This window comes from Amycolatopsis sp. FDAARGOS 1241, assembly GCF_016889705.1.
Lineage (GTDB): Bacteria > Actinomycetota > Actinomycetes > Mycobacteriales > Pseudonocardiaceae > Amycolatopsis.
Genome location: NZ_CP069526.1, coordinates 679661 through 702934 on the forward strand (window position 1 = coordinate 679661; position 23274 = coordinate 702934).

General features: G+C 71.5%; 22 protein-coding genes and 1 tRNA gene. 16 read left to right on the forward strand and 7 right to left on the reverse strand.

Features of this window, described 5'->3' with window-relative positions; genetic code table 11:
• The first annotated feature begins 16 nt into the window (after window positions 1–16).
• Window positions 17–2572 (forward strand): non-ribosomal peptide synthetase, encoded by a 2556-nt coding sequence (locus tag I6J71_RS03315; protein ID WP_204093368.1) that lies wholly within the window; start codon window positions 17–19, stop codon window positions 2570–2572.
• Here I6J71_RS03315 and I6J71_RS03320 read toward each other — a convergent pair.
• Window positions 2550–4031 carry a S10 family peptidase gene (locus I6J71_RS03320; protein ID WP_204093369.1) on the reverse strand — a complete coding sequence of 494 codons (1482 nt, stop codon included), beginning with the start codon at window positions 4029–4031 and terminating at the stop codon, window positions 2550–2552. The two genes, I6J71_RS03315 and I6J71_RS03320, sit on opposite strands and share 23 nt — an antisense overlap.
• A gap of 51 nt (window positions 4032–4082) precedes the next feature.
• On the opposite strand from I6J71_RS03320, the gene I6J71_RS03325 reads away from it, so the two are divergent.
• The 3 genes from I6J71_RS03325 (at window position 4083) to I6J71_RS03335 (ending at window position 6844) form a co-directional block, all read left to right on the forward strand.
• Window positions 4083–4748 carry an endonuclease V gene (locus tag I6J71_RS03325; protein ID WP_204093370.1) on the forward strand — a complete coding sequence of 222 codons (666 nt, stop codon included), beginning with the start codon at window positions 4083–4085 and terminating at the stop codon, window positions 4746–4748.
• Window positions 4748–5434 (forward strand): uracil-DNA glycosylase, encoded by a 687-nt coding sequence (locus I6J71_RS03330; RefSeq protein WP_204093371.1) that lies wholly within the window; start codon window positions 4748–4750, stop codon window positions 5432–5434. Before I6J71_RS03325 ends, I6J71_RS03330 begins: the two co-directional genes overlap by 1 nt.
• An 84-nt stretch (window positions 5435–5518) precedes the next feature.
• A complete protein-coding gene (locus tag I6J71_RS03335; RefSeq protein WP_204093372.1) occupies window positions 5519–6844 on the forward strand; it encodes an NAD(P)/FAD-dependent oxidoreductase in 1326 nt (441 codons plus the stop codon).
• A gap of 66 nt (window positions 6845–6910) precedes the next feature.
• Here I6J71_RS03335 and I6J71_RS03340 read toward each other — a convergent pair whose 3' ends face one another.
• A complete protein-coding gene (locus tag I6J71_RS03340; protein ID WP_204093373.1) occupies window positions 6911–8152 on the reverse strand; it encodes a multicopper oxidase family protein in 1242 nt (413 codons plus the stop codon).
• A 573-nt stretch (window positions 8153–8725) separates the two neighbouring features.
• Here I6J71_RS03340 and I6J71_RS03345 point away from each other — a divergent pair.
• Window positions 8726–9244 (forward strand): TetR/AcrR family transcriptional regulator, encoded by a 519-nt coding sequence (locus I6J71_RS03345; RefSeq protein ID WP_239155261.1) that lies wholly within the window; start codon window positions 8726–8728, stop codon window positions 9242–9244.
• Window positions 9245–9374: 130 nt separating this feature from the next.
• On the opposite strand, the gene I6J71_RS03350 is transcribed toward I6J71_RS03345, so the two are convergent.
• Entirely contained in the window at window positions 9375–9884 is a 510-nt protein-coding gene (locus I6J71_RS03350) for a hypothetical protein (RefSeq protein ID WP_204093374.1), read from the reverse strand.
• A 312-nt stretch (window positions 9885–10196) separates the two neighbouring features.
• Between I6J71_RS03350 and I6J71_RS03355 the strand changes: the two genes are divergently transcribed.
• Window positions 10197–10270 (forward strand) — tRNA-Leu (locus tag I6J71_RS03355).
• 658 nt (window positions 10271–10928) lie between these two features.
• Here the strand turns inward: I6J71_RS03355 and I6J71_RS03360 are convergent.
• A complete protein-coding gene (locus tag I6J71_RS03360; protein WP_204093375.1) occupies window positions 10929–11339 on the reverse strand; it encodes an SHOCT domain-containing protein in 411 nt (136 codons plus the stop codon).
• A 323-nt stretch (window positions 11340–11662) separates the two neighbouring features.
• Here I6J71_RS03360 and I6J71_RS03365 point away from each other — a divergent pair, with 323 nt between their 5' ends.
• From I6J71_RS03365 to I6J71_RS47570, 3 genes are all read left to right on the forward strand, one after another.
• Window positions 11663–12091 (forward strand): archease, encoded by a 429-nt coding sequence (locus I6J71_RS03365; RefSeq protein ID WP_204093376.1) that lies wholly within the window; start codon window positions 11663–11665, stop codon window positions 12089–12091.
• A 151-nt stretch (window positions 12092–12242) separates the two neighbouring features.
• The gene (locus I6J71_RS03370; RefSeq protein ID WP_239154398.1) at window positions 12243–12836 is read left to right on the forward strand and encodes an SDR family oxidoreductase; all 594 of its coding nucleotides are present in this window, start codon (window positions 12243–12245) and stop codon (window positions 12834–12836) included.
• Between the two features lie 14 nt (window positions 12837–12850).
• Entirely contained in the window at window positions 12851–13018 is a 168-nt protein-coding gene (locus tag I6J71_RS47570; protein WP_239154399.1) for a hypothetical protein, read from the forward strand.
• Between the two features lie 207 nt (window positions 13019–13225).
• Here the strand turns inward: I6J71_RS47570 and I6J71_RS03375 are convergent, their stop codons facing one another.
• Window positions 13226–13546 carry a hypothetical protein gene (locus tag I6J71_RS03375; RefSeq protein WP_204093377.1) on the reverse strand — a complete coding sequence of 107 codons (321 nt, stop codon included), beginning with the start codon at window positions 13544–13546 and terminating at the stop codon, window positions 13226–13228.
• 364 nt (window positions 13547–13910) lie between these two features.
• On the opposite strand from I6J71_RS03375, the gene I6J71_RS03380 reads away from it, so the two are divergent.
• Complete coding sequence (locus tag I6J71_RS03380) at window positions 13911–15821, forward strand: LamG-like jellyroll fold domain-containing protein (protein ID WP_204093378.1); 1911 nt, start codon at window positions 13911–13913, stop codon at window positions 15819–15821.
• A 37-nt stretch (window positions 15822–15858) separates the two neighbouring features.
• On the opposite strand, the gene I6J71_RS03385 is transcribed toward I6J71_RS03380, so the two are convergent.
• On the reverse strand, window positions 15859–16452 hold the full coding sequence (locus I6J71_RS03385) for a phosphoribosylanthranilate isomerase (RefSeq protein WP_204093379.1): 594 nt from the start codon (window positions 16450–16452) through the stop codon (window positions 15859–15861).
• 158 nt (window positions 16453–16610) lie between these two features.
• On the opposite strand from I6J71_RS03385, the gene I6J71_RS03390 reads away from it, so the two are divergent.
• The 6 genes from I6J71_RS03390 to I6J71_RS03415 all read left to right on the forward strand — a co-directional run bounded on the left by I6J71_RS03390 (window position 16611) and on the right by I6J71_RS03415 (window position 21424).
• Entirely contained in the window at window positions 16611–17573 is a 963-nt protein-coding gene (locus tag I6J71_RS03390) for an AraC family transcriptional regulator (protein WP_204093380.1), read from the forward strand.
• 109 nt (window positions 17574–17682) lie between these two features.
• A complete protein-coding gene (locus I6J71_RS03395; RefSeq protein ID WP_204093381.1) occupies window positions 17683–18405 on the forward strand; it encodes an alpha/beta fold hydrolase in 723 nt (240 codons plus the stop codon).
• Window positions 18406–18463: 58 nt separating this feature from the next.
• Window positions 18464–19117, forward strand: coding sequence for a DUF2848 family protein (locus tag I6J71_RS03400; protein WP_204093382.1), 654 nt, complete (start codon window positions 18464–18466; stop codon window positions 19115–19117).
• On the forward strand, window positions 19117–20553 hold the full coding sequence (locus I6J71_RS03405) for a 4-hydroxyphenylacetate 3-hydroxylase family protein (RefSeq protein ID WP_204093383.1): 1437 nt from the start codon (window positions 19117–19119) through the stop codon (window positions 20551–20553). The genes I6J71_RS03400 and I6J71_RS03405 overlap by 1 nt, the downstream gene beginning before the upstream one ends.
• Window positions 20550–20888: a cupin domain-containing protein gene (locus I6J71_RS03410; protein ID WP_204093384.1), complete on the forward strand. Its 339-nt coding sequence runs from the start codon at window positions 20550–20552 to the stop codon at window positions 20886–20888. The genes I6J71_RS03405 and I6J71_RS03410 overlap by 4 nt, the downstream gene beginning before the upstream one ends.
• Window positions 20885–21424 carry a flavin reductase family protein gene (locus I6J71_RS03415; protein WP_239154400.1) on the forward strand — a complete coding sequence of 180 codons (540 nt, stop codon included), beginning with the start codon at window positions 20885–20887 and terminating at the stop codon, window positions 21422–21424. The genes I6J71_RS03410 and I6J71_RS03415 overlap by 4 nt, the downstream gene beginning before the upstream one ends.
• 231 nt (window positions 21425–21655) lie before the next feature.
• Here the strand turns inward: I6J71_RS03415 and I6J71_RS03420 are convergent, their stop codons facing one another.
• On the reverse strand, window positions 21656–23266 hold the full coding sequence (locus I6J71_RS03420; protein WP_204093385.1) for an AMP-binding protein: 1611 nt from the start codon (window positions 23264–23266) through the stop codon (window positions 21656–21658).
• Between the last annotated feature and the right edge of the window lie 8 nt (window positions 23267–23274).

Consider the following 23274-nt stretch of genomic DNA (forward strand, 5'->3'; position numbering starts at 1 on the left):
GGTGTCTGGAGGATCGGTGTCGGGAGAACGCTGCCACGCGCTCGCGGTCCGGGTGGCCGAGTCGGTAACGCGACCGGGGCTGTGGGTGACCGACGTCCCCGCGGCGGCGGACGACCCGCCGGCCCGGCGCCGCCGCGCGGCCGAGCTGAACCGCCCGGCCGCGGCGTCGCGGGCGGTGCTGCTGCGCTACACCGACGGCGCGGAGCTGGTCCTCGTCGCCCGCCGCGACGTCGACGACCTGGCCGGGTTCGGGCTCGCGGCGCGGCCGGACACCCCGGTGGCGGTCTCGGCCGAGGTCCCGGAATGGGGCCTGGGCGATCCCCGGGCGAACGGGGCCGCGACGACGTTCCTCGCGGCGGAAGCAGGCACCGAACGCAGCTGGCTGGCCGCGTTGGCGATCACCTTGGCGCGGTACGGCACGGCGGACCCGGCGGTGGCGACGGACCGGGGCGCGGTCGAGTTCCCGCCGGCGGAGACGATCGGTGAGCTCCGTCCGTCCACAGTGGATCGTCCGGTGTCGGCCGGGCTGTACCACGGCGGTCCCGGCGAAGGCGAGTACGTGCCTTGCCTCGCACCGCCGTTCCCGCTCACCGTCTCCGTGCTGCCCGGTCCCGGCGGCGTCCGCCTGCGGTGCGACCACTTGCTCCGCTTCGTCGCACCGGAGATCGCCGCCGGGTTCCTGCGGCACCTGCGCCACGTCCACACGCAGGTGCTCACCGCGCCGGAAAAGCGGGTCGAGGACGTCGAACTCCTCGACGCCGGCGAACGAGCGCGGGTCGCGGCGCTGGGCAGGCCGGACGCCGAGCTGGTCACCGTTCCCGCGACGCTGCCGGAAGCGTTCGCCAGGGTGGTGGCGGCGCGGCCGGACGAGGTCGCGCTGTGCGACGGCGACCTCCGGCTGACCTACCGCGAGCTGGACGAGCGGGCGACGGCGCTGGCCGCGGGCCTGCGCGCCCGGGGCGTGCGGGAGCGCGAACGCGTCGGGGTGTGCCTGGAGCGTTCGGCCGAGCTGGTCGTCGCGCTGCTCGGCGTGCTGAAGGCGGGCGCCACCTACGTGCCCCTCGACCCGGCTTACCCGGCCGAGCGGCTCGCGCACACCGCCGCCGACGCCGGCCTGCGCGTGGCCGTCACCCGCTCGCCCGGCCTGCCGGTCGAAATCCGCGTCACGCCGGACGAGCCGGGCGCCGGCGGCCCGGTAACGACCACGATCACCCCGGACGATCCCGCGTACGTGATCTACACCTCCGGCTCGACCGGGCGGCCGAAGGGCGTAGTCGTCCCGCACCGCAACGTGCTCGCCCTGCTCGACGCGACCCGCGCGGAGTACGGGCTGGGCCCCGGCGAGGTGTGGACGTGGTTCCACTCCAGCGCGTTCGACTTCTCGGTGTGGGAGATCTGGGGCTGTCTGGTGACCGGTGGCAGGCTCGTCGTGGTGCCCTACTTCGTCTCCCGGGACCCGGGCGAGTTCCGCGACCTGCTCCGCGCCGAGCGCGTCACGGTGCTCAGCCAGACGCCGTCGGCGTTCGCCCAGTTGCTTTCGGTGGCCCACGACGACCTCGCGGTGCGCCTGGTCGTCTTCGGCGGCGAACCGCTGGACGCGCGGATGCTGCTGCCGTGGTTCGACCGGCACCCCGAACCGTCGTGCCGGTTGGTGAACATGTTCGGCATCACCGAAACCACGGTGCACGTGACCGCGACCACGCTCACCCGCGCGGACGCGCTCGCCGCTTCGCGCTCGGTCGGACCGCCGCTGCCCGGCTGGTCGGTGGCCGTGCTCGACCCGGCCGGGCGGCCGGTCCCGCCGGGGGTCGCGGGGGAGATCGTGGTCGGCGGCGCGGGTGTCGCGTCGCACTACCTCAACCAGGAAGAACTGACGGCGCAACGGTTCCGCGCCGGTCCGGACGGGCGCGTCTACCACAGCGGCGACCTCGGCCGGCTGCGCCCGGACGGCGAGCTCGAGCACCTCGGCCGCATCGACAGCCAGGTCAAGATGCGCGGATTCCGCATCGAGCTGGACGAGATCCGGTCGGTGCTGCTGGAGGACCCGCACGTGCGGGCCGCCGCGGTGGTGGTGCGCCGCGCCGACCCGGCCGACGCGGCCAGTGCCCGGCTGGACGCCTACGTCACGCTCGAACCGGGCGGTGCCCCCGCGGAGGTGCGCCGCCGGGCGATGCGGTTCCTGCCGGAGTACATGGTGCCCGCCACGATCACCCCGCTGCCGACGCTGCCGTTGACCACCAACGGAAAACTCGACGCGGCGAAGCTGCCGGCGCCCGCCGTGCCGACGGCCGCGCCCCCGGAGCCCGCGGCGGGCGGCGACCTGTCGGCGACGCTGCGCACGGTCTGGAGCACCGTGCTCGGGGTGCCGGTGGGCCTCGACGACGACTTCTTCGAGCTGGGCGGCAACTCCCTGTTCGCGGTGCGGATCAACGCGGCGCTCGACGAGCGCGGGCTGCCGTCGGTGCGGCTGCGCGAGCTGTACCGGCGGCCGACCATCCGCGCCGTGGTGGCGGGGATGGCCGGCGCGCCGGGGCAGCCGGCCGCCGGGGTCAGCGGTTCGAGGCCTGCCTGACGAACTCGCCGAGGTCCTTCGACTGCTGGATTCGCGTCGGCTCGTGGACGTACATCATGTGGCCCGCCGGGTAGTACGCGGTTTCGATGTTCTCGCGCAGTTCGTCCGGGATCTTCAGGTGCGCGAGGACGTGTTCGGCCGCGAAGTAGGCCGTGGCGCCGTCGTAGTGGCCGAAGGCGACGTGGACCCGCAGGTGCGGGTTGGCGCGCAGCGCGGCGCTCACGGAGTCCACAACGGACACGAATCGGCCCTCGAAATCCTTGTAGGACCACGCCTTGAAGACGTCGCCGGAGAGGATTTCGTACGGCAGGTCGTTCTGGTAACCGAGCTCGGCGCGGATGTAGTGGTTGAAGCCGGCCGAGTACGCGCCGATGATGCGCGACACCGACGGGTCGTCGCTCATGTGCTCGCGGCCGCCGTCGACCTCCCAGGTGGTGAAGCGGCCGTCCATGCGGCCGACGGTCAGTCCGCGGTCGCGCAGGAGCTCGGTGAAGAAGCGCACGTGCTCGATGCGCAGGTTCACCCGGTCCACGTAGGACTCCGACAGCCCGGTCAGCGAAGCCAGCGTCGCCACGGTCTCGGCGCGGTCCTCAGTGGACAGCCGCGCGCCGCGGGCCAGCGCCCACGGGAGCTCCTTCGCGGCGAAGTCCTCGGCGTCGGCGAGGACGTCGTCGAGGGGGCGCTCGCCGTGGAAGCCGTGGTAGTGCGCGATGGCCGCGTAGGTGGGCACGTAGAGCGAGTACGGCAGGTCGTTGCCCTCGTGGAAGCGCAGCGTGCCCATGTCGAGCACCGACGAGATGAGCAGCAGGCCGTTGAGGTAGAGGCCGTAGCGGTCCTGCAGGTGCCCGGCCAGCGCGGCCGCGCGCAGCGTGCCGTACGACTCGCCCGCGAGGAACTTCGGTGAGAGCCAGCGCTCGTTGCGCGAGACCCACAGCCGGATGATCTCGGCGACGGACTCGATGTCGCCCTTGAACCCCGTGTAGTCCTGCGACTCGCCGCCCTCGGCCACGCGCGAGTAGCCCGTGGCCACCGGGTCGATGAACACCAGATCGCTGTGCACGAGGAGGGATTCGGGGTTGTCCTCGAGCCCGTACGGGGGCGCGACCAGGTCGTCGACGTCGCCGGACAGCACGCGCCGCGGGCCCAGCAGGCCCATGTGCAGCCAGATGCTCGACGAGCCGGGGCCGCCGTTGAAGGCGAACGTCACCGGGCGCGAACCCGGGTCGGCCTCGTCGAGGGTGTACGAGGTGAGGAAGACCTCCGCCTTGGGCTTGTAGCCCTCCGACTTCCCGTCCTTCACCACCTCCTGGCGCAGCACGACGCGCCCGGCTTGCGCGGTGTACGCCAGTTTGCGGCGTTTGACGGTGAGCGTGTGGTGGGTGGTGACGAGGTCGTCGACGGGCTCCGGCGCTTTGCTCTCGGCGGCGTCGGTCTTCTTCTCTTCGGTGGTGTCGGGCATGGCCCCCAACCTAGCCAACCCGGTGCACGGCAGCTGTGGAAAGCTGGCGGAATGCGCTGGTCCGGCACGGTTCCCGAGGGCTCGGAGCTCACTGAGGTCCAGGACCGCCTCCGCGGCGAGGTGGACCTCACCGACGCCTGCCCGCACCCCGCGACCGTCACCGGCCTCGACGTCGCCTACGACCCCGCCGGCCCGCGCATCGCCGCCGCGGCGGTCACGCTCGCCCTCGACGACCTGCGCGTGATCGAGGAGCGCGTGGTCACGGGCGAGGTCACCTTCCCGTACGAACCGGGGCTGTTCGCGTTCCGGGAGCTGCCGCCGCTGCTCGACGCGGTCGGGGCGCTCGCGCACCCGCCGGAGGTGTTCGCCTGCGACGGCCACGGCCTCGCCCACCCGCGCCGCTTCGGGCTCGCGTGCCACCTCGGCGTGCTCACGGCGACACCGGCGTTCGGCGTCGGCAAGGCCCGGCTCGTCGGCGCGCACGCCGAGCCGGGCCCGGAGCGCGGCGACACCGCGCCGTTGCTCGACGGCGACGAGCAGGTCGGCGCGGTCCTGCGGACGCAGCGCGGCGTGAAGCCCGTCTACGTGTCCGCGGGGCACCTGATCAGCCTCGGCCACGCCTGCCGGCTCACGCTCGCGCTGGCCTCGCGCTACCGGCTGCCGGAAACAACGCGCGCGGCGGACCACCTGTGCCGCGCGGCGCTGGCGGGGTGCTGATGCGCAGCCTCGCCGAGCTGGACGCCGCCGTCGTCGGGTGCCGGGCGTGTCCGCGGCTGGTGGCGTGGCGCGAGGAGGTGGCGGTGACCAAGCGCGCCGCCTACGCGAACGACGACTACTGGGCCAAGCCCGTGCCCGGGTTCGGCGCGGAGGACGCCCGGCTGGCCGTCGTCGGGCTCGCGCCGTCGGCGCACGGCGGGAACCGCACCGGGCGGATGTTCACCGGTGATCCGTCGGGTGACTTCCTGTTCCGGGTGCTGCACGAGGTCGGCCTCGCGTCGCAGCCGACGTCGACCGGGATCGGTGACGGACTCGAGCTGCGCGGCACCCGGCTCGTTTCGCCGGTGCGCTGCGCGCCGCCGGAGAACAAGCCGACGCCGCTCGAGCGGGACACGTGCCGCCACTGGCTCGCCGACGAACTGCGGCTGCTGGCGCCGACGCTGAGGGCCGTCGTCGTGCTCGGCGCGTTCGGCTGGCAAGCTCTCCTCCCGGTGCTCGCCGACGCCGGCTGGCCCGTGCCGGCACCGCGGCCGGCGTTCGCCCACGGGGCGGACATCGCGCTCGGCGACCTGCGGCTCTTCGGCTGTTACCACGTCTCGCCCCGCAATGTCCAGACCGGCCGGGTGACTCACGCGATGGTGTCTGACGTGTTCGCCGCCGCGGCTTCGGCGGCGAACCTCTTCTGAATCGTTACCGCCTGCATGGCGACGCTGGTCACAGCGGGGCGGGGTACCCGAGCGATTCCGCTTCGCGAGTGCGACTATGGAGTCATGGCTGCTAAGTCGGAACCGACTCGGATCCTCATCCTCGGTGGTGGTTACGTCGGCCTGTACACGGCGTACGGGCTCCAGAAGATGCTGCGCGCCAACGAGGCCTCCGTGACCGTCGTTGACCCTCAGCCGCACATGACCTACGCGCCCTTCCTGCCCGAGGCGGCGGCCGGCGCGATCGAACCCCGCCACGTGGTGGTGCCCCTGCGCCGCGTGCTCAAGCGCTGCCACGTGCTCACGGCGCGCGTCACCAAGATCGAGAACGAGCGCAAGGCCGTCACGGTCGAAGCGGCCGACGGCCACATCGAGACGCTGAACTACGACGTGCTCGTGGTCGCGCTCGGCGCCGTCGCGCGCATCCTCCCGATCCCCGGCCTGGCGGAGGAGGGCATCGCCTTCAAGACGATCGGCGAGGCCATCTACCTGCGCAACCACATCATGACCAAGCTCGACGAGGCAGCCAGCACGCTCGACCCCGAGCTGCGCAAGAAGCTGCTGACCTTCACGGTCGTCGGCGGCGGCTTCGCCGGCATCGAGGCCCTGGCCGAGCTCGAGGACATGACCCGGTTCGCGGTGGAGAACTACTACCCGAACATCAAGCCGGCCGACATCCGGTGGGTGCTCGTCGAGGCGGCCGGGCGCATCCTGCCCGAGGTCCGCGAGACCCTCGGCGTGTACACCGTGCAGCAGCTGGAGAAGCGCGGCATCGAGGTCTACCTGTCGACCGCGGCCAAGTCGTTCGAGAACGGCCACGTGGTGCTCTCGGACGGCACCGAGTTCGACACCGAGACGCTCATCTGGACGGCCGGCGTGAAGGCCAACCCGGTGCTCGCCGACTCCGACCTGCCGCTCGACAAGCGCGGCCGCGTCGAGGCCACCGCCGCGATGCAGGTCGTCGGCCACCCCGACGTGTGGACCGCCGGCGACAACGCCGCGATCCCCGACCTGTCGCGCACCGAGCAGGATCCGACGGCGACGTGCCCGCCCAACGCGCAGCACGCCGTGCGCCAGGCGACCCTGCTGGCCAAGAACATCATCAAGGTCCTGCGCGGCGGCCAGCCCAAGGACTACTACCACAAGAACCTGGGTGCGGTCGCCAGCCTCGGCCTGCACAAGGGTGTCGCCGACGCGCTGAACCTGAAGATCAAGGGCTTCCCGGCCTGGCTCTTCCACCGCGCGTACCACCTCAAGGCGATGCCCACGTGGAACCGCAAGATCCGCATCCTCTTCGACTGGATGCTCGGCGGCCTGTTCCGTCGTGAGGTGATCTCGCTGGGCCAGATCAACAACCCGAAGGAAGAGTTCGCCCGCGTTTCGAAGGGCTGAGTTCTCGCGGAAAGGAGCCGGACCGCTGGTGGTCCGGCTCCTTTTTCGTTCATGGGCCCAGCTTGTTCACGGGACCAGGCGGTAGCGGGCCATCATGCAGTCGTCCTCGTGGTCGAGGATGTGGCAGTGCCAGACGTAATCCCGCAGGTCCATGCCGAACTCGGCGTCGGGGTCGAAACCGAGTTCGCCGGCCGTCGGGAAGCGCAGGAGGAAACGCGTGACGGTGTTCTGGGGGCGGTTCACGGTGTCCTTCGGGCCTGACTCCCACGGCGCGGGCGGCTGGGGCGCGCCGAGCAGGAAACCGTCGGGTGGTGGCGCCCACTCCGTGCCCATGGCCGGCCGCGGGTGCGCGAGCGAGTAGCTCGTCGGGTCGAAGGCCTGGCGGTTGACCAGGTGCAGGTTCACCAGGTGCAGGTGCACGGGGTGGTCCTCGACGGTCAGGTTCACGACCTCCCACAGCTCCGTCGTGCCCTGGCGCGGCATCGCGATCGGGTCATCGTCGAAGCACAGTTTGTTGAGCGACATGCCGGCCGGCGGCCAGCGCGGGAGCTCGAGGTCCTGGGTGAGCGTGACGACGCGGCGGCGGTCGGGCGCGCCGGGTTTCGGCGTGAGGCGCAGGCGCGTCGGCCGGGCTTTCGCGTGCCCTTTCGCGCCGGTGCCCGTGAAGCGGGCGACGTCGGGCAGCGGCTGCGCGTCCGTGACGAGTGCGATGAGGTCGGCTTCGCGCTGGTCGTTGTTCAGGTCGACGTGCTCGCCCCGGCTCAGGTCCGAGAAGCCGACGACGAGGTCGGTGCGTTCGCCGGGCGTGAGGCGGATTTCCGTGGTGACGACGGGGCCGTCGAGGAGGCCGGCGTCGTTGCCGATCACGTGGCAGGGGCGGCGGTCGCGGAAGAACAGGTGGTACGCGCGGAAGTTCGACGCGTTGAGCACCCGGAACCGGTATTGCCCGCGCGCGACTTCGAAGTACGGCGAAACCTTGCCGTTCACCGTCAGCCGGTCGCCGATCTGGCCGCCGTCCCAGTGACCCTGCCGCACGAGGGTGAGCGTCCGGTAGTTCAGCGAGCCGTCGGGGTGGAAGCGGCGGTCGGCCAGGATCAGCGGGACTTCGAACTCGCCGCTCGGCAGCTGCCGCGCGTTGGTGCGGTCGCCGGTGTCCTCGTGGTCGCGCAGGAGGTAGAGGCCGGCGAGTCCCGCGTGGACGTTCAGCCGGGTCAAGCCCATGCCGTGGTCGTGGTACCAGAGGCCGGCGGCGGGCTGGCGGTTCTCGTGGCGGTAGGTGCGGCGTTCGCCGGGGAAGAAGACGTCCATGGGGTGGCCGTCCTGCTCGGGTGGCGTGACGGCGGCCGTGGAGGTGGACGGACGTGTGCGGCCGGGTGCGGCTTTCTTCCGACGCGCCGTCGAGGGTGGGGTCGACGTCGGCGGCGAAGAGGTGCTTGCCGAGGTTGTTGGTGAAGGTGAGGTGGGTGGTGTTGCTCGCGCGTGCCTCGATGGCGGGGCCGAGGTATTCGGCGCCGCCGTAGGACCAGGTGGGCGCCGGGGCGAGGTCGCGGTGGAAGCGGTGCGTGGTTTCGGCCAGGGCGATCGTGTGGTCGCCGGTGATGATCTGCGGTCTCGGCAGCTCGTCGACGTAGGGCCGCAGCTCGGGGCTGGGAAACGTGCGCGGGTCGAGCTCGGCTCGTGCCGGCGGCCGCGGCTGCTGCCGCCGCCAGTGCTCGTCGCCGGGAGATGCCTTCGGCCATCGGGGCCTTCCTCTTCAACCGATAGTCCACTATCAGTTGATAGTGCAGGCCATGCCCCTTCGCGCCGACGCAAGCTCGCAACGCCCAGCGCATCATCGACGCGGCCCACCAGGTCTTCACCGACGGCGGAGTCACGGTGCCGATGGACGAGATCGCCGCCGCGGCCGACGTCGGGGTCGGGGTCGCCACGCTGTACCGGCGCTTCCCGCACAGGCAGGACCTGATGCGGGCGGTGCTGGAGGCGCGGTTCGAGGAGGTCATCACGCCGGTCCTGGCGCGGGTGGCCGCCGTCGACGACCCTCGCGAAGCCGTGTACCTCGCTTTGGAGTCCGTGGTTTCCCTGGCCTCGTCCGAACGTCCCACCCTGGCCGCGGCGAACAACGTGGGCGCGCTGACGATGGACCTGGCCTGGCGGTACTTCTCCCCGGTGGCCACCCTGGTGTCCCGCGGCCAGTCCACGGGCGCCTTCCGCCCCGACCTCGTCCCCGACGACGTGCCCCGCCTGGTCCTGATGCTGCTGGGCACTCTGCCCTCGTTCCCCACCTCGGCGCCCCAGGGCTGGCGGCGCTACCTGGACCTGCTGATGGACGCACTGTCGCCGGAGGGTGCTTCGCCGCTCGCCCCGGTGTCTCCCGTGGCTGAGCACACGCCGCGCCGCTGACGCCTCACGGACGCGGCAGCCAGGCGCTCAGTTCGGCGATCGCGTCGAGCGTGTCCCCACCCAGCTGCCCCTCCACTGTCTCGGCCTCGGCGATCGCCACGATCGTCCGCTCCCGGTGGGAGCCGTAGTTTTACCCAGTGAAGGAGACGCCGGCCAACCCGAGCGCCGCCGCGCCGAGCGGCTTCACGTCGCCGGCCCCTTGCCGGCTCTCCACGCGCTCGAACGCTTCGGTCTGCGCACGCGTCCTGAACCCGACCCACACCACCGACACGACGACGGCGTTGCCGTGACCGTCCCCGAGCGGGAAGACGATCCGCTTCATCGAGGTACAGGGTGTCTTCAGCAGGAACTCGCGCACCCGATCGGTGGCGGTCGCCGCGCACTGGGCCTGTTTGATCTCGTCGCGGACTTCGCGTTTCAGCTGTTTGAGCGCCAGCCGCGACCAGGTTTCGTCCTTGCGGCCGCGCTGCGCGGACTTCTTCTCCTCCGCTTCGCGCACGCTCAGGTCGCGACCGGGCAGCCCGTCGCCGACGTCGCCCGCGGTGTTGCCGGCGAGCCCTTCCGTCGTGGTTCCGGCGCCACCGGCCAGCCCGGCTCCGCCGGCGCCCATGACGATGACCGGGGCCAACGCGATGACCAACTTGCTCGCACCACCTCCCTGCATCTTGTCGTCACCGATCGGAAGTTTGATTTTTGTTGATCGTTCTGACCACGCAGCTACCGCCCTCCCCGCCAGAGCCCTTGATGCAACGCCTCCAGTTCGATCACGTCGACGCTTTCGATCACGACCACCTGATCAGCCGCGTCCGCCTGGCCCAACCGATTCGACTTCCCTCGGGATGGGTGTCGTCATGTCGACTCATCAGGTGGACGATGTCCCCCAGGGCACTCCCTGTGGCGGAGCACACGCCGCGCCTCTGACACGGCAGGCGGGCAACGCTAAGGTGTCTGCGCCCCCGTAGCCCAACTGGCAGAGGCAGTCGACTTAAAATCGACCCAGTGCGGGTTCGAACCCCGTCGGGGGCACTGCCGGCCAGGCCTGAGCGGTGTGGAGGGGTGCGGGTGAGATCAACTTCCCCACTTGGTGCCCCATTTGGCCGCCTGACACCCGCACAGTGACACCATTCGACGATGTGCGCTGCACGTCCTTGTCCGGACTGCGGAAATTGCGCCGCGCGTCGAACTTGATTCGCTCGATTCACCCGCATCTGGACCATGCCGTCGGGCCCACAGCCACTGCGGTTTGTTCCGCTGAGTGCCGATCCGGATCGGTGCGGGGCACCGAGTGATCCCTGCCGAGCTGTCGTCACAAGGCCGGCCGTCCGGCTGCCGTGACACGTACCCGCGACGAGCGTGCGCTGTCGTGGGCGACGGGTGTTTCCTGCAGGCGCGTGATGGCGACCGTGCCGGGAACGGCGCCCGCCTTCACGGCGCGCGGATTGCGGCCGCCTTGGCCGCGCCGAGGGCTTCGGCGCGGTCGGGGCCGGTGGGGATGAGCGTTTCGTGGTCGCCGCTGACGAGGGCGATAGCGGCGCCCGCGGTGGCGACCGCGCCCGAACCCGTTTCCTGAGCGCGACCCCGGTCGAAGGGCGTCGGCCGCGCGGAGAGCGCGCCGGTCAGCCGGAATCGAGTCGGCGCGTTCGCCGGCTCGATCCGTGCTGACCGGTTTGCCGGTGCCGCGTCGTCAGACCGTCAGGAGCTTCGACTTCGCCTGCTGGTACTCCTCTTCGGTGAGGTCGCCGCTCTTCCGCAGGCTGGCCAGCCGCTCCAGTTCGCCGACGTGGTCGCGTCCGTTCCCCGACGGTGGGGGCGACTGCGCGGCGTCGCGCACGTACGCGCGGAACTGCTCGTCCTGGCGCTGCGCGCGGGCCAGCTCGCGCTCGCCCATGCTGTGGCCGCGGGCGATGAGGTACACGAAAACGCCGAGGAACGGCAGGATGCAGACGAGGATCGTCCAGCCCGCCTTGCCCCAGCCGCTGAGGTCGTCGTCGCGGAAGATGTCGGCGATCACGCGGAACAGCAGGATGAACCACAAGATCCACAGGAAGAACCACACGAAGGTCAGGAAGAGGTCGAGCAAGGGGTAGTTCGACACCGGATGCCTCCGATCGCCGGTCTGGACACGGCGGCGCGGGTGGTGCCGCCGCCCGAACGTTCGCCCGATTGCCATCCCGGCACACCACCTGGAAAGCGTGAGGTGTGCCCGCCGGCGCCGCTGCCCGGGTCCGTCGCGCACCCGCCGCCCCGGCGTCGGGCCTGCCGACGGCCAGGGCCGGTACGAGATGGGCACGGCCGGCGGTGGTTGCGCACGGCTGTCTCACCTCCAGCGGATGAGGAGCGCGCAGTTCGTGGCGCTCACGCTCCTCTCGTGGGGTGCCTCGCGTTCTCGCGACCATCCGGGGCAAGGGGGGTGAGCCTGTGGTCAAGCCACCGAAGACGGCCGGTTCGCGCCGTCCTGTGCACGCCGGCGATCTGCGGATCGAGGCGTGGGCGGACACGCGGGAAGCCTGCATCGCGGAGGCGGTCGACGCGCTCGTGGGCAGTTTCCTCGGTCCCACGCGCCCGGCGCCGTCCTCGCGGTCGTCCTTCCGGGTCACCGGCCGCACCGACGCGGAGCTCCTGCAGGCAGTGCTGGGGCGGGTCATCGCCGAGGTGCTCGAGCGACAGGTGGTGCCGGTGGCGACCGTGGTCTCGACGACCGCGGAAGGCCTGGAGGTCTTGTGCCGCACCGTGTCCGCCGCCGCCATCCTGCCTGTCGGTGCGATCCCCAAGGCCGTCTCCGGCGCGCGACCGCTGTGCCACCGGTTCGCCAGCGGCTGGTTCTGCTCCGCGCGCATCGACGTCTGAGGGACTTCGGGGCGCGGGGCTGTTCCCGCGAGTCCTGGGAGCAGCAGGACCAGGTACGCCCGCCCGCCGGCGATTACCGTGACAACAGGGCCGAAACACCCGCCCGCGCCGCCAACAGGCGGATCACCACCACGGAATGGGAACACCGCGCATGAGCAAGCTCGCACTGGTCACCGGCGCCACTTCCGGAATCGGCGCGGCGTTCGCCGAACGCCTCGCCGCGGACGGCCACGACCTGGTGGTCGTCGGCCGGCGGCGGGACCGGCTGGAGCAGTTCGCCGCCGCCCACACCGCGACCTTGGTCCGCGCCGTGGCCGCCGACCTCTCGACCGACGACGGCATCGACACCGTCGCGCGGATCTGCGCCGAAGAGCCGCTGGACCTGCTGGTGAACAATGCGGGCGTCGCCCACTACATGCCGCTCGCCGAGCTGCCCGCCGACAAGGCCCGGGAACTGGTCAAGGTCAAGGTCCTCGCACCCACGCTGCTCGCCCGCGCCGCGGTCGCGGGTATGCAGGAGCGCGGCCGCGGAGCCATCGTCAACGTGGCCGGCATGATCGCCTTCAGCGGACCCGCGCCGCACTCGCAGCTGCCCCGCCGTGCGTGTACGCCGGTTCGCTCGCCCACCTGGTCGCGATGTCCCAGACCCTCAGCGCCGAACTCGAAGGCACCGGCGTGCAGGTCCAGGTCGTGTGCCCGGGGGTGGTCGCGACCGAGTTCCACGAGCGCCAAGGACTGGACCTGAGCGCGATCCCGCGGATGAGCGCCGCCGACGTCGTCACCGCGGCCCTGCGCGGCCTGGAACTCGGTGAGGTCGTCTGCGCTCCCGGTGTCGAAGACCCGTGCCTCCTCGCCGCCGTTTTCCAGGCCGACCTGGCCGCTTTCGCGGGCCAGAGCACGGAACTCGCGAGCCGTTACCGCAGCTGATCCGCGTCGACGCGGTCGCGGCAGGGCTCCGCACCGATGGCTCGTCCGCCCCGGATCACCCCCTCCCGCGGTGCGATCGGTCCGATCGCGCCCGTCAGTGCTGCCACCCGAAATCGTGACAGTGTCCGTGACAGTGTCTCAGTGCTGGATCCGGCACCGGCGACAACGAAGCCCGGCCGTGTCCTCGGCCCGGCTCGGATGGATTGGTCAGAACGGCGCCACGAGAGCGCACCCCATCCCCCGGCTCATGCCCGTCCGGCACAGCCCGCGCGTGGCGTCCAGGCGCCACAAGGGAACCGAGCGCGCCGCCTCGTACAGGAACCACGCGGCGGCGGCGGAGCAGACGGGCGTCCACCAGCCGCGGGTCGGGGCGGGCATCGTGAGCCACGGGCCGTGGTCACCGGACATGGGCAGGGCCGTGAGCAGGAACAGCATGGTCGCGGCGGAAGCCGTGTGCTGGAGGCGGCGGGAAGTCGCCGACCACCCCAGCGCCACCAGCAGCACGGCCTCCCAGCCGGCCGCCGGCACGGGGCCGCCGACGGGGGGGGGGGGGGGGGGAGGTCATGGCGATCATCGCCAGGCACAGCAGGAGTTCGACACCGTCGTCGGCCCGTGAGCCGGGGACGAAGCGGGAGAGGCGGCGCAGCGGGGCCAAGCGAGAGCGGCGAACGCGGCGGACGGCAGCCAGGACACCCGCACCCGGAACGCCGAACGGACGAACACCGCGTAGACCGAGTGCGCGCGCGATTCGTGACAGGGATCCCAGTCCGGGCCACCGCCCGGTCCCGGTAAGACAGCCGCCCGCCGGAGGCCATCTGGCGTTCGCCGTAGCTCAAGGGGGCCTGCATAGCGTCGGGGCGATCATCCCGGAAGAACCTTGATGAGGTGGAGAATGCCTGAAAACCTTGGGCCGAACCGGCGGTCGTTCCTGCGCAACGCGGGGCTCGCGGGCGTCGGAGCGACGGCTCTGGGAGCACTGGGCGGCTTGGCGCCGGCCGAAGCGCAGGAGAACGCCAGACCCTCGGGCCGCTGGAACCCCGACACCGAGAGCAAGCAGTTCACGCTCGCCGTGATGCCGGACACGCAGTACCTGTACTGGGGCAGCCAGAACAGCCTCAACCCGCAGCCGCAGGAAGCGTCGTTCCGCTACGTCATCGAGAACAGCGGCACGCCGAACAACAACATCGTGTTCATGGCCCACCTCGGTGACCTCACGCAGGACGCCGACGCGACGTCGTTCCAGGCCGTCGACAAGGCGTTCAAGGTCGTCGACAACGCGAACGTCGCCTACAGCGTGCTCGCCGGCAACCACGACGTGTCCGGCGACGACACCCGCGGCACCACGCCGTACCTGCAGACCATGGGCCCGCAGCGGTTCAAGCGCCAGAAGTCCTTCCTGGGCTCCGACGCGAGCGGCTACAACACCGCGCACGTCTTCCGGGCGGCGGGCCGCGAGTGGCTGCTGCTCGCCATGGACTGGCGCACCTCGGCCGCCGGCTTCGCGTGGGCGAACCAGATCATCAAGGCCCACCAGAACCTGCCGGTGATCCTGACCTGCCACGAGATCGTCGCGCCCACCTACGGCGACGAGGTCTACCCGTACGAGTCCGGCAACCCGGAGGACAACGCCGAGCTCAGCGGCTACGGGCAGACCGTGTGGGACACGCTGATCAAGGACAACGACCAGATCTTCCTGACGCTCAACGGCCACTACTGGCCTTCGGGCCGCATGACCAAGAAGAACTCGGCGGGCAACGACGTCCACCTGCACATCACGAACTACCAGAACCGCTACATGAGCGGTGGCGGCATGCTGCGCCTCTACCACTTCGACCTCGAGCGCAACACCATCGACGTCGAGACGATCTCGCCGTGGATCCTCGAGAAGGACCCCGCGGAGCGCAACCGCCTGGAGGCGCTCGAAGCGCGCCTGACGACGTCGGTCGACCGCTTCGCGATGCCGTTCGACTTCGAGCAGCGCTTCGCCGGCTTCATCCCGGTACCCGTCCGCCCCGCCCGGCCCGCGAGCAGGGTGCTCGTGCCCGGCACCTTCGCGTACTGGCGCTTCGACAACGGCGGTGCCAACGGCAGCGCGTTCACCGCCGGCCAGCAGGTGCGCGACCTGTCCGGGCACGGCAACGACCTGACCCTGCTCAGCGTCCCCGGCACGGCGGCCGGCGCGCTCACCTGGTCCGACGACCACCACCCCGACCAGCCGGGCCACGCCAGCCTGCGGTTCGTCGGCGGCAAGAACCCGCTGCACGGCTCGTACCTCACCACCGGCTCGCGCGCGCCGCTGAACACCGAGACCTTCAAGAACGGCTACACCATCGAGACGTTCGTGAAGATCCCGCGCGACTGGGACGGCGGCAACAACGGCAACATGCCGGTGCTGGTCCGCCGCGGCGCGGCCGGCGACGCGGGCAAGCACGGCAAGAACACCGACCCGAAGGAGCCGGTGGCCCAGCTCATGACCACGAACAACGGTCGTGAGCTGCAGTTCAACTGCTACCCGCTGAGCCAGACCTACCCGACCACCAACTGGAGCCACGGCATGCCCGAGGACCAATGGTGGCACCTCGCGGTGGTCAACGACGGGCACCACACCAAGGCGTACATCGAGAGCGCCTTGGTCGCAGACAACCCGTCGACCGACTCGGTCGGCATCGCCTCGCTCGGCCTCACCTGGCTGCTCGGCGGCCACGAGTACGGTGGCGCGATCGACAACGTGTTCCACGGCTGGATCGGTGACGTCCGCATCGTCAACCGCGCGCTGCGGCTCGACGAGTTCCTGACGAACTGATCCCGCGGCCGGGCGGGTTTCCGGATCCGCCCGGCCGTCAACTCCTTGCTGCGGCGAGGAAAGCGCGGATCAGACCCTGGTCCTTGACGCCGCGCGAGGACTCCACCCCGCTGGACACGTCGACGCCCCACGGCTTCACGGCGGCGACGGCTTCGGCCACGTTGGCCGGGGAAAGCCCGCCGGCCAGCAGCCACTCACCGTCCGGAGTGGACAGTGCCGACCAGTTCCACGTCTCGCCGGAACCGGCCTGCGGCGAGTCGAGCAGCAGCAGGTCTTCGCCGTACTCGCCGACTGCGGGGCTCGCGCCGTCCTCGAGCGAGATCGCGCGGATCAGCTTCACGGGCAGGTCTTCGAGCGCAGCGAAGTCCTCTTGCGTGTACCCGGAACCGTGCAGCTGCACCGCGCGGATCCCGGTTTGGGCGACGGCGGCGCGGACGGCCTCGACGGGCACGCCCTTGAAGACGCCCACGGTGAGCACCTCGTCGGGCACTCCCGCCGCCAGCTCCGCCGCTTCCGCCCGGCCGACGTCGCGGGGGCTCTTGCACAGCACGAACCCGACCGCGTCGGCTCCCGCCTCGACCGCGCACGTCACGTCGGCCGCCGTCCGCAGGCCGCAGATCTTCACGAACACGCGTCCACCGTAGTCGGCCGGCTGTTTCCCGGCGGCACGCGCACGCAGCCGCACGCCCGGACGGGTCACCGCGGGTGGTACGGCTGGACAAGCCCCCGCCGGAGTGCTGTCCTGGGGCGGCGCACCGAGGACCGTGCCGACGACAACCGGGAGGCGGCATGACAGCAGCGCAGGTCGCGGCCGGGCTGTCCGGCGTCTCGCGGCACGTGCTGGCGGCCAGCGGCGACCCCGACGAGGTGCGCGACGCCTGCACCGAGGCCCTGCGCCCGCACCGGCTGGTGCTGCAGCGCCAGGCGCGCCTCGCCACCCGCCTGGAACACCTGCCGGCCGGCCCGATCTCGCTCAACCGGCTGCGCTACGGCGCCGAGGTGACGGTCGCGCCCGCCGTGCCCGAAGAGGACAACTTCCTCGTGATCTTCCCCGTCGCCGGCTCCGCGCGCTTCACCTACGGCCGTGACATCGCCGACGTCTCGCCCGGCCACCCGGCGATCGTCGGGCCCTACCGCGAGTTCCGCTTCGACATCGACAGCGCGTTCGACCAGCTGATCCTGCGCATGGACCGGCGCTGGGTCGAGTCGGCGGCCCGGCGCATCCGCGGCGCGGCCGGTCCCGTCGACCTCTCGCTCTCGCTGCCGGAACCCCCGCCGTTCCTCTACCGGCTGCTGGACAGCGTCGTCAGCCTGCCGACGCTCGGGCCCGGCGGGCGGCCCGAGGTCGGGCAGCAGCTCGGTGAGCTGGTGATCGAATCGTTCCTGCTGGCCCAGCTGCCGAGTGAACCCGAGCCGGCGCGCGTGCCGTCCGTGCAGGTCCGGCGCGCCATGGAGTACCTGCTCGCCCACCTCGCCGAGCCCATCGCCATGACCGACGTCGCGGCCCACTGCGGCGCCAGCCTGCGCAGCGTCCAGGCCGGCTTCCGCCGCGACCTCGACGTCACGCCCGGTCAGTGGCTGCGCGAGCAGCGCCTCGACCGCGCCCACCGGCTGCTGAGCGCCGGCGAACCCGGGCAGACGACCGTCACGGAAGTTGCGGCCGAATGCGGCTTCTTCCACCTGGGCGAGTTCGCGGCGCACTTCAGGGCGCGGTTCGGCGTCACGCCGTCGTCGGTGCTCGGCGCGCGGTGAGGGGCCTGCGCGAATCCGATGACCGGGGCTCGCTTCGGCGATAGCCGCTGCCCTGTGCGGACAGCAGCATGTCCGTACGCAACTCAGCGGTGAGGAACGGAGCGGGCCGATGCGATTCGTACTGGTGCACGGAGCCTGGCACTTCGGAGAACTGTGGGACCCCGTCCGCAAGCACCTGGAGGAGGCCGGGCACGAGGTGCACACGCCGACGGCCGGCGGCCTCGGCCCGGACGACGACAAGCACGTCGACCTGCGGGCCTGCGCGGCGCCGATCGTGGACTACCTCCGGGAACACGACCTGACCGACGTGGTGCTCGTCGGGCACAGCTGGGGCGGGTACCTGATTTCGCGGGTGGCCATCGAGGTGCCCGAGCGGATCCGGCGGCTCGTGTACTTCGCCGCGTTCGTGCCCGGGCACGGGCGGGCGCTGGTGGACGAGATCCCGCCGCACCTCGTGGCGGCGCTGAAGGCGAGCTTCGAGGAGCGCGGCGACGGCGGCGTGGTGCTGCCCTTCCCCGTGTGGCGCGACGCGTTCTTCGGCGACGGCTCGGCCGAGGAAGCCCAGCGGATCTACGACGAGCTGCGCCCGCAGCCGTGGAGCGCGTTCACCGACCCGGCTGACATGACGGGCTGGGAGAAGGTGCCGCAGGCGTTCAGCTACCTCGCACCATACGAGGACAACGACATCACGCAGGGCGAGTGGGGGCGGCACCCGCGCCTGTCCAACCGGCTGGTGATGTTCCGCCTCGTCGGCATGGAAGGCAGCCACGAGGTGCTGCTCACCAACCCCGAGCTCACCGCGCGCAAGTTCGTCGAAGCGGGCCGGGACTGACCACGAACCGGTGCCCGGGCGGTTGTCGTGGCCGTCCGGGCCGCTGCAAAGGAGCACTGTGTCCCTTTTCCTGACCGTGGCGGACACGGGGGCGCGCCTGGAGATCGCGCCGAGCCGGATCGTCGTCGCGGGCTACACCGCCAAGGACGAAGCCGCGGTGGAGCACCACATCGCCGAACTCGCGGCGATCGGCGTGCCGCGCCCGGCGACCGTGCCGGCCTACTACGTGCTCGACGCGGACCTGCTGACGACCGCGCCGGTGATCGAGGTGAGCTCGGCGGCGACGTCCGGTGAAGTCGAGCCCGTGGTGATTCGCCACGACGGCCGCTACTACCTCGGCGTCGGCTCGGACCACACCGACCGCGACCTCGAGCGCACGGACATCGAGCTGTCCAAGGCCGCGTGCCCGAAACCGCTCGGTGAACAGGTCGTCGAGCTTTCCACTGTGGACTGGAACGACCTGGCCGCCGAGTCCCGTGTGGACGAGAAGCTGTACCAGCAGGGCAGCGTCGAGAGTTTGCGCCACCCCACCGACACGCTGAGCCGGATGCCCGGCGGTGTCGACGACGGTGGTGACCTCGTGCTCTACTGCGGGACGCTGGCGCTGCTCGGGGGCGAGTTCGGGTACGGCACCCGGTGGCGCCTCGACCTGCGGTTGCCCGGCGGACCGACACTGTCCCACGTGTACGAAACCCAGCTGAGGAGGGCCTGATGCGCACCGGCTCCGAGTACCTGGCCGCGATCGACGACGGCCGCCGCGTTTATCTCGACGGCAAACGCGTCGACGGCGTCGCGCGGCACCCCGGGTTCGCGCCGATCGCGAAGACCGTCGGGGAGTTGTTCGACCTCGCGGCGGATCCGGAGGCCGGCATCGCCCGGCCCGGTCCCGCCGGCTCGGCGGTCAACCGGCTGTTCACGGCGCCGCGCAGCCGCGAGGAGCTGACCGCCTTCCGCGAGGCCGCCACCACATGGGCGCGCCACACCCACGGCTGGGTCGGCCGCAGCCCGGACCACGTCGGGGCGTTCCTGGCGGCGTTCGCGGCGCACCCGGAGGTGTTCGGCGACCGGGCGGCGAACGTGACGGCGTACCAGAAGCGGGTCGTCGACGAGGACCTGTACGTGTCGTACGCGATCATCCCGCCGCAGGTCTCCCGCGCCACGACCGCGAGCGCGTGGGACGGCGACCTCGTGCAGGTCGGCGTCGCCGAGGAGCGCGCCGACGGCATCGTCGTGCGCGGCGCCCAGATGCTCGCCACGGGCGGCGCGGTCGCCGACGAGATCTTCGTGTCGTGCATCAAACCGCTCACGCCGGAGGACACCGACTTCGCACTCAGCTTCGCGCTGCCCGTGGACACCGAGGGCCTGAAGCTCTACTGCCGCCGGCCGTACGCGCCGGCCGCGACCAGCCACTACGACTACCCGCTCACCACGCGCTTCGACGAGACCGACGCATTGGTGGTGTTCGAGGACGTGTTCGTGCCGTGGGAGCGCGTGTTCGTCTACCGCGACGTCGCGGGCGTGCGGCGGCAGTTCTTCGAGACGGGCGCCCACGTGCTGGGCAACTGGCAGGCGCAGATCCGGTTCTCGGTGAAGCTGCAGTTCCTGGCGGGGCTGGCGCGCAAGGTCGCGGCGGTCAACGGTGTCGACAAGTTCCCGGGGGTCGTGGAGAAGCTGGGGGAGCTGGCGAGTCTCGTGTCGCTGGTGGAATCGGCGGTGCTGGCCGCGGAGTACACGGCCGCGCCGGACGACGCGGGGTTCTGGCGGCCCGGCAGCCGCGCGCTGTACGGCGCGATGGGCATGCAGTCGGAGCTGTACCCGCGCGTGCTGGGAATTCTGCGTGACCTGGTCGGCGGTGGTGTTCTGCAGGTGCCGTCCAGCGTCGAGGACATGACGAGCCCGGAGACGCGCGCGGACATCGACCGCTACATCTACAGCCCCAGCGCGCCGGCGGCCGAGCGCGTGAAGCTGTTCAAACTGGCGTGGGACGCGGTCGGCAGTGAATTCGCCGGTCGCCACCACCAATACGAGCTGTTCTACGCGGGTGCGCCCTTCGTGGTGAAGGGCTACGCGTTCCGCAACTACGGCTTCGACGGCCCGCTGTCCGAAGTGGACCGTTTCCTGGCCGGCTACTCGGAGGAGAGCCAGTGAGCAAGCCCGAGCACGAGTTCTTCCCCGTCACCGACGTCGAGTTCACCGTCTGCAAGGGCGACGACCCGAAGATCACCGAGCGCGTCCTCGCCGACGACGACGGGGTGGCCACGCGCATCCTGCGCTACGAACCGGGTGCCGACTCGACCCCGATGGGCGTGCAGGCGCACGACTTCTGGGAAGAGGTCTACATCCTGGAGGGTTCGTTCACCGACCTGACCCTGGGTGAGACCTTCACGAAGGGCATGTACGCGTGCCGTCCGCCGGGCATGCCGCACGGGCCTTGGCGCACCGACGAAGGTGTGCTCACCTTCGAGGTCCGCTACCGCGCATGACCGGCATGCCGCCCGACTGCACGCCGGGCCCCGGCCCCGTCGACGCGGTGGTGATGCGGACCGCCATGGGTCGCTTCGCCACCGGCGTCGCCGTGGTCACCACCGCAACCGGCGACGTCCCGCACGGGATGACGGTGAACTCGCTGACCTCGGTGTCGCTGTCGCCGCCGCTGGTGCTCGTGTGCCTGACGACGGGCGCGCGCACCACCGAGGCCGTGGTCTCGGCGGGCCGCTTCGCGGTGAACGTGCTGTCCACGCGCCAGGAACAACTCGCCCTGCGCTTCGCTCGCCGCGGCGAGGACCACTTCTCGGGCCTGCCGGTGAAAACGGGCTCGCACGACGTGCCGGTCATCCCGGACGCCCTGGTGCACCTCGAGTGTGCGGTCCACCGCGCCCTGCCCGCCGGCGACCACGAGGTCGTGATCGGCGAGGTCCTCAAGGTCTGCGCCCGCGACGGCGAACCACTGGGCTTCCTGGGCGGACGCTTCAGCGACGTGGTGGACCGCGGTCACGAGCCGGTGCCGTGGTTCTTCTAGCACGGCTTGACCTGCTGGGAGAGCACGGCGACCGGTCGGTGTGCCGCGGCGATGGACGTGGGCGGGTAGCCCGGCGCCGGGTTCGTGCGAGCGGTACCGAGCCGGTGCGCCGGGACGCTCGGCCGAGGTTGCCGACCGCCCGCACGGGTGCCCGTCAGAACCAGCGCCGCGTTGCCGAGGCACAACGGCGGTCGAAGCCGTTGCCGGGGTGGCGCGCCGGTGCGGGGCCGGTCACGAGCCGGTGGTCTGCCAGCCGGTCTTGAGCTGCTGGGCGAGCAGGTCTTTGCGGACCTTGCCGAAGGCGTTGCGCGGTAGGTCGGTCACCAGTTCCAGCCGGCTGGGCCAGTACCACTCGGTCATGCCGATCCCCGCGAGGAAGTCACGCAACTCGGCCAGCGTCGGCGGTGTCGGGCCGGGCACGACGACGGCCGCGGCGAGTTCGCCGGCCGAGGGGTCCGGGTAGCCGACGAGGGCGACGTCCGTGATGGCCGGGTGGTCGAGGAGCGCGGATTCCACGTCGGCGGCCGGGATCATGAGGACGCCGCCGATGCGGTCCGCGTCGCGGCCCAGGAGGCGGATGCCGCCGCGGCCATCGGGGATCGCGAGGTCACCGGTGTCGTACCAGCCGTGGTCGTGGTCGGCGAGGACGTGGAGCGAGCCGGTGTCGCGGCCGACGGTGGCGACGCAGACCGTGGCGCCGCGGACGTACAGGCGCGCGGGCTTCTCGGCGGTGATCTCCGGCAGGTCCGTGCGCAGGCCGAGTTCGCTGCCGCGCGAGATGCGCCCCACGCTGTGCAGCGCCCAGTCCGGTGGGTCGTCCGCGCGCATGAGCGTGCCGCCGGCCTCCGTCATGCCCCAGCACGTGCGCAGCGGCAGGCCGAGCACCCGCGCGACGTCCGCGATGAGCGGGGCCGGCGTCGCCGTGCCGAGGGTCGTCACCAACCGCAGGGCGCCGCGGCGGAGGTGGGGCATCAGCTCCGTCAGGAACACCGGTGCGGTCAGCAGCTGCGTCACGCCCGTTTCCGCCAGCAGGTCCGCGACGGCTGCCGGGTCCCAGCGGTCGCTGACGACGCCGCAGCCGCCCGTGAGCAGCGGCCGCATGAGGCAGAAGAAGATGCCGCCGGTGTGCGTCAGCGAATGCGGTGTGGAGAACACGCCGGGCTCGTCGTCGGTGACGTGCGCGGCGGCGGTCGCGTATTCGGTGTTGAGCGTGTGCAACGCGGCCTTCGGCTCGCCCGTGGTCCCGGACGTGAACAGCGCCAGGCTGACCTGGTCCGGATTCACCCTCGCCTCGGACAACGGAATCGGCTGCGCTCGCTCGAAAACGGCGAAATCGGGCGACCCCAGCACGATCCAGTGCCGCAGCCGCGGCAGCCGCGGCGCCAGTTCGGCCAGCGAGGCACCGTCGGCCGTCACGCACACCGAAGCACCCACCCGCGTGAGCACCCGCTCCAGCTCACGCGACCGGATCGTCGGCATGATCGGCGCCACGACCGCCCCGACGGCGAAACACGCCAGCAGCAACACGTTGACCTGCCACACGTTGGGCAACTGCAGCGCCACGACCTGGCCCGGCCCCACGCCGAGCTCCTTCAACGCCCCGGCGTAGACCGAGACCAGTCGCGCGTATTCGCGGTACGTCAACCGCGTCGTCTCCCCGGTGTCGACGCACCGGGCGACGAGCGCGAGCGCGTCCGGCGTCTCGTCCCGCCACCGGGCCAGGTCGTCGAGCGGCGAACCGTCGCGCCAGACGTCTTCCGCGCGGAACCGCGCCGCCGAGGCCGCCGGCGGCCGGAGGCTGAACACCGTCAGCCCCGGCCCCGGGGTGAACACGTCGGTCACGCGGCGCC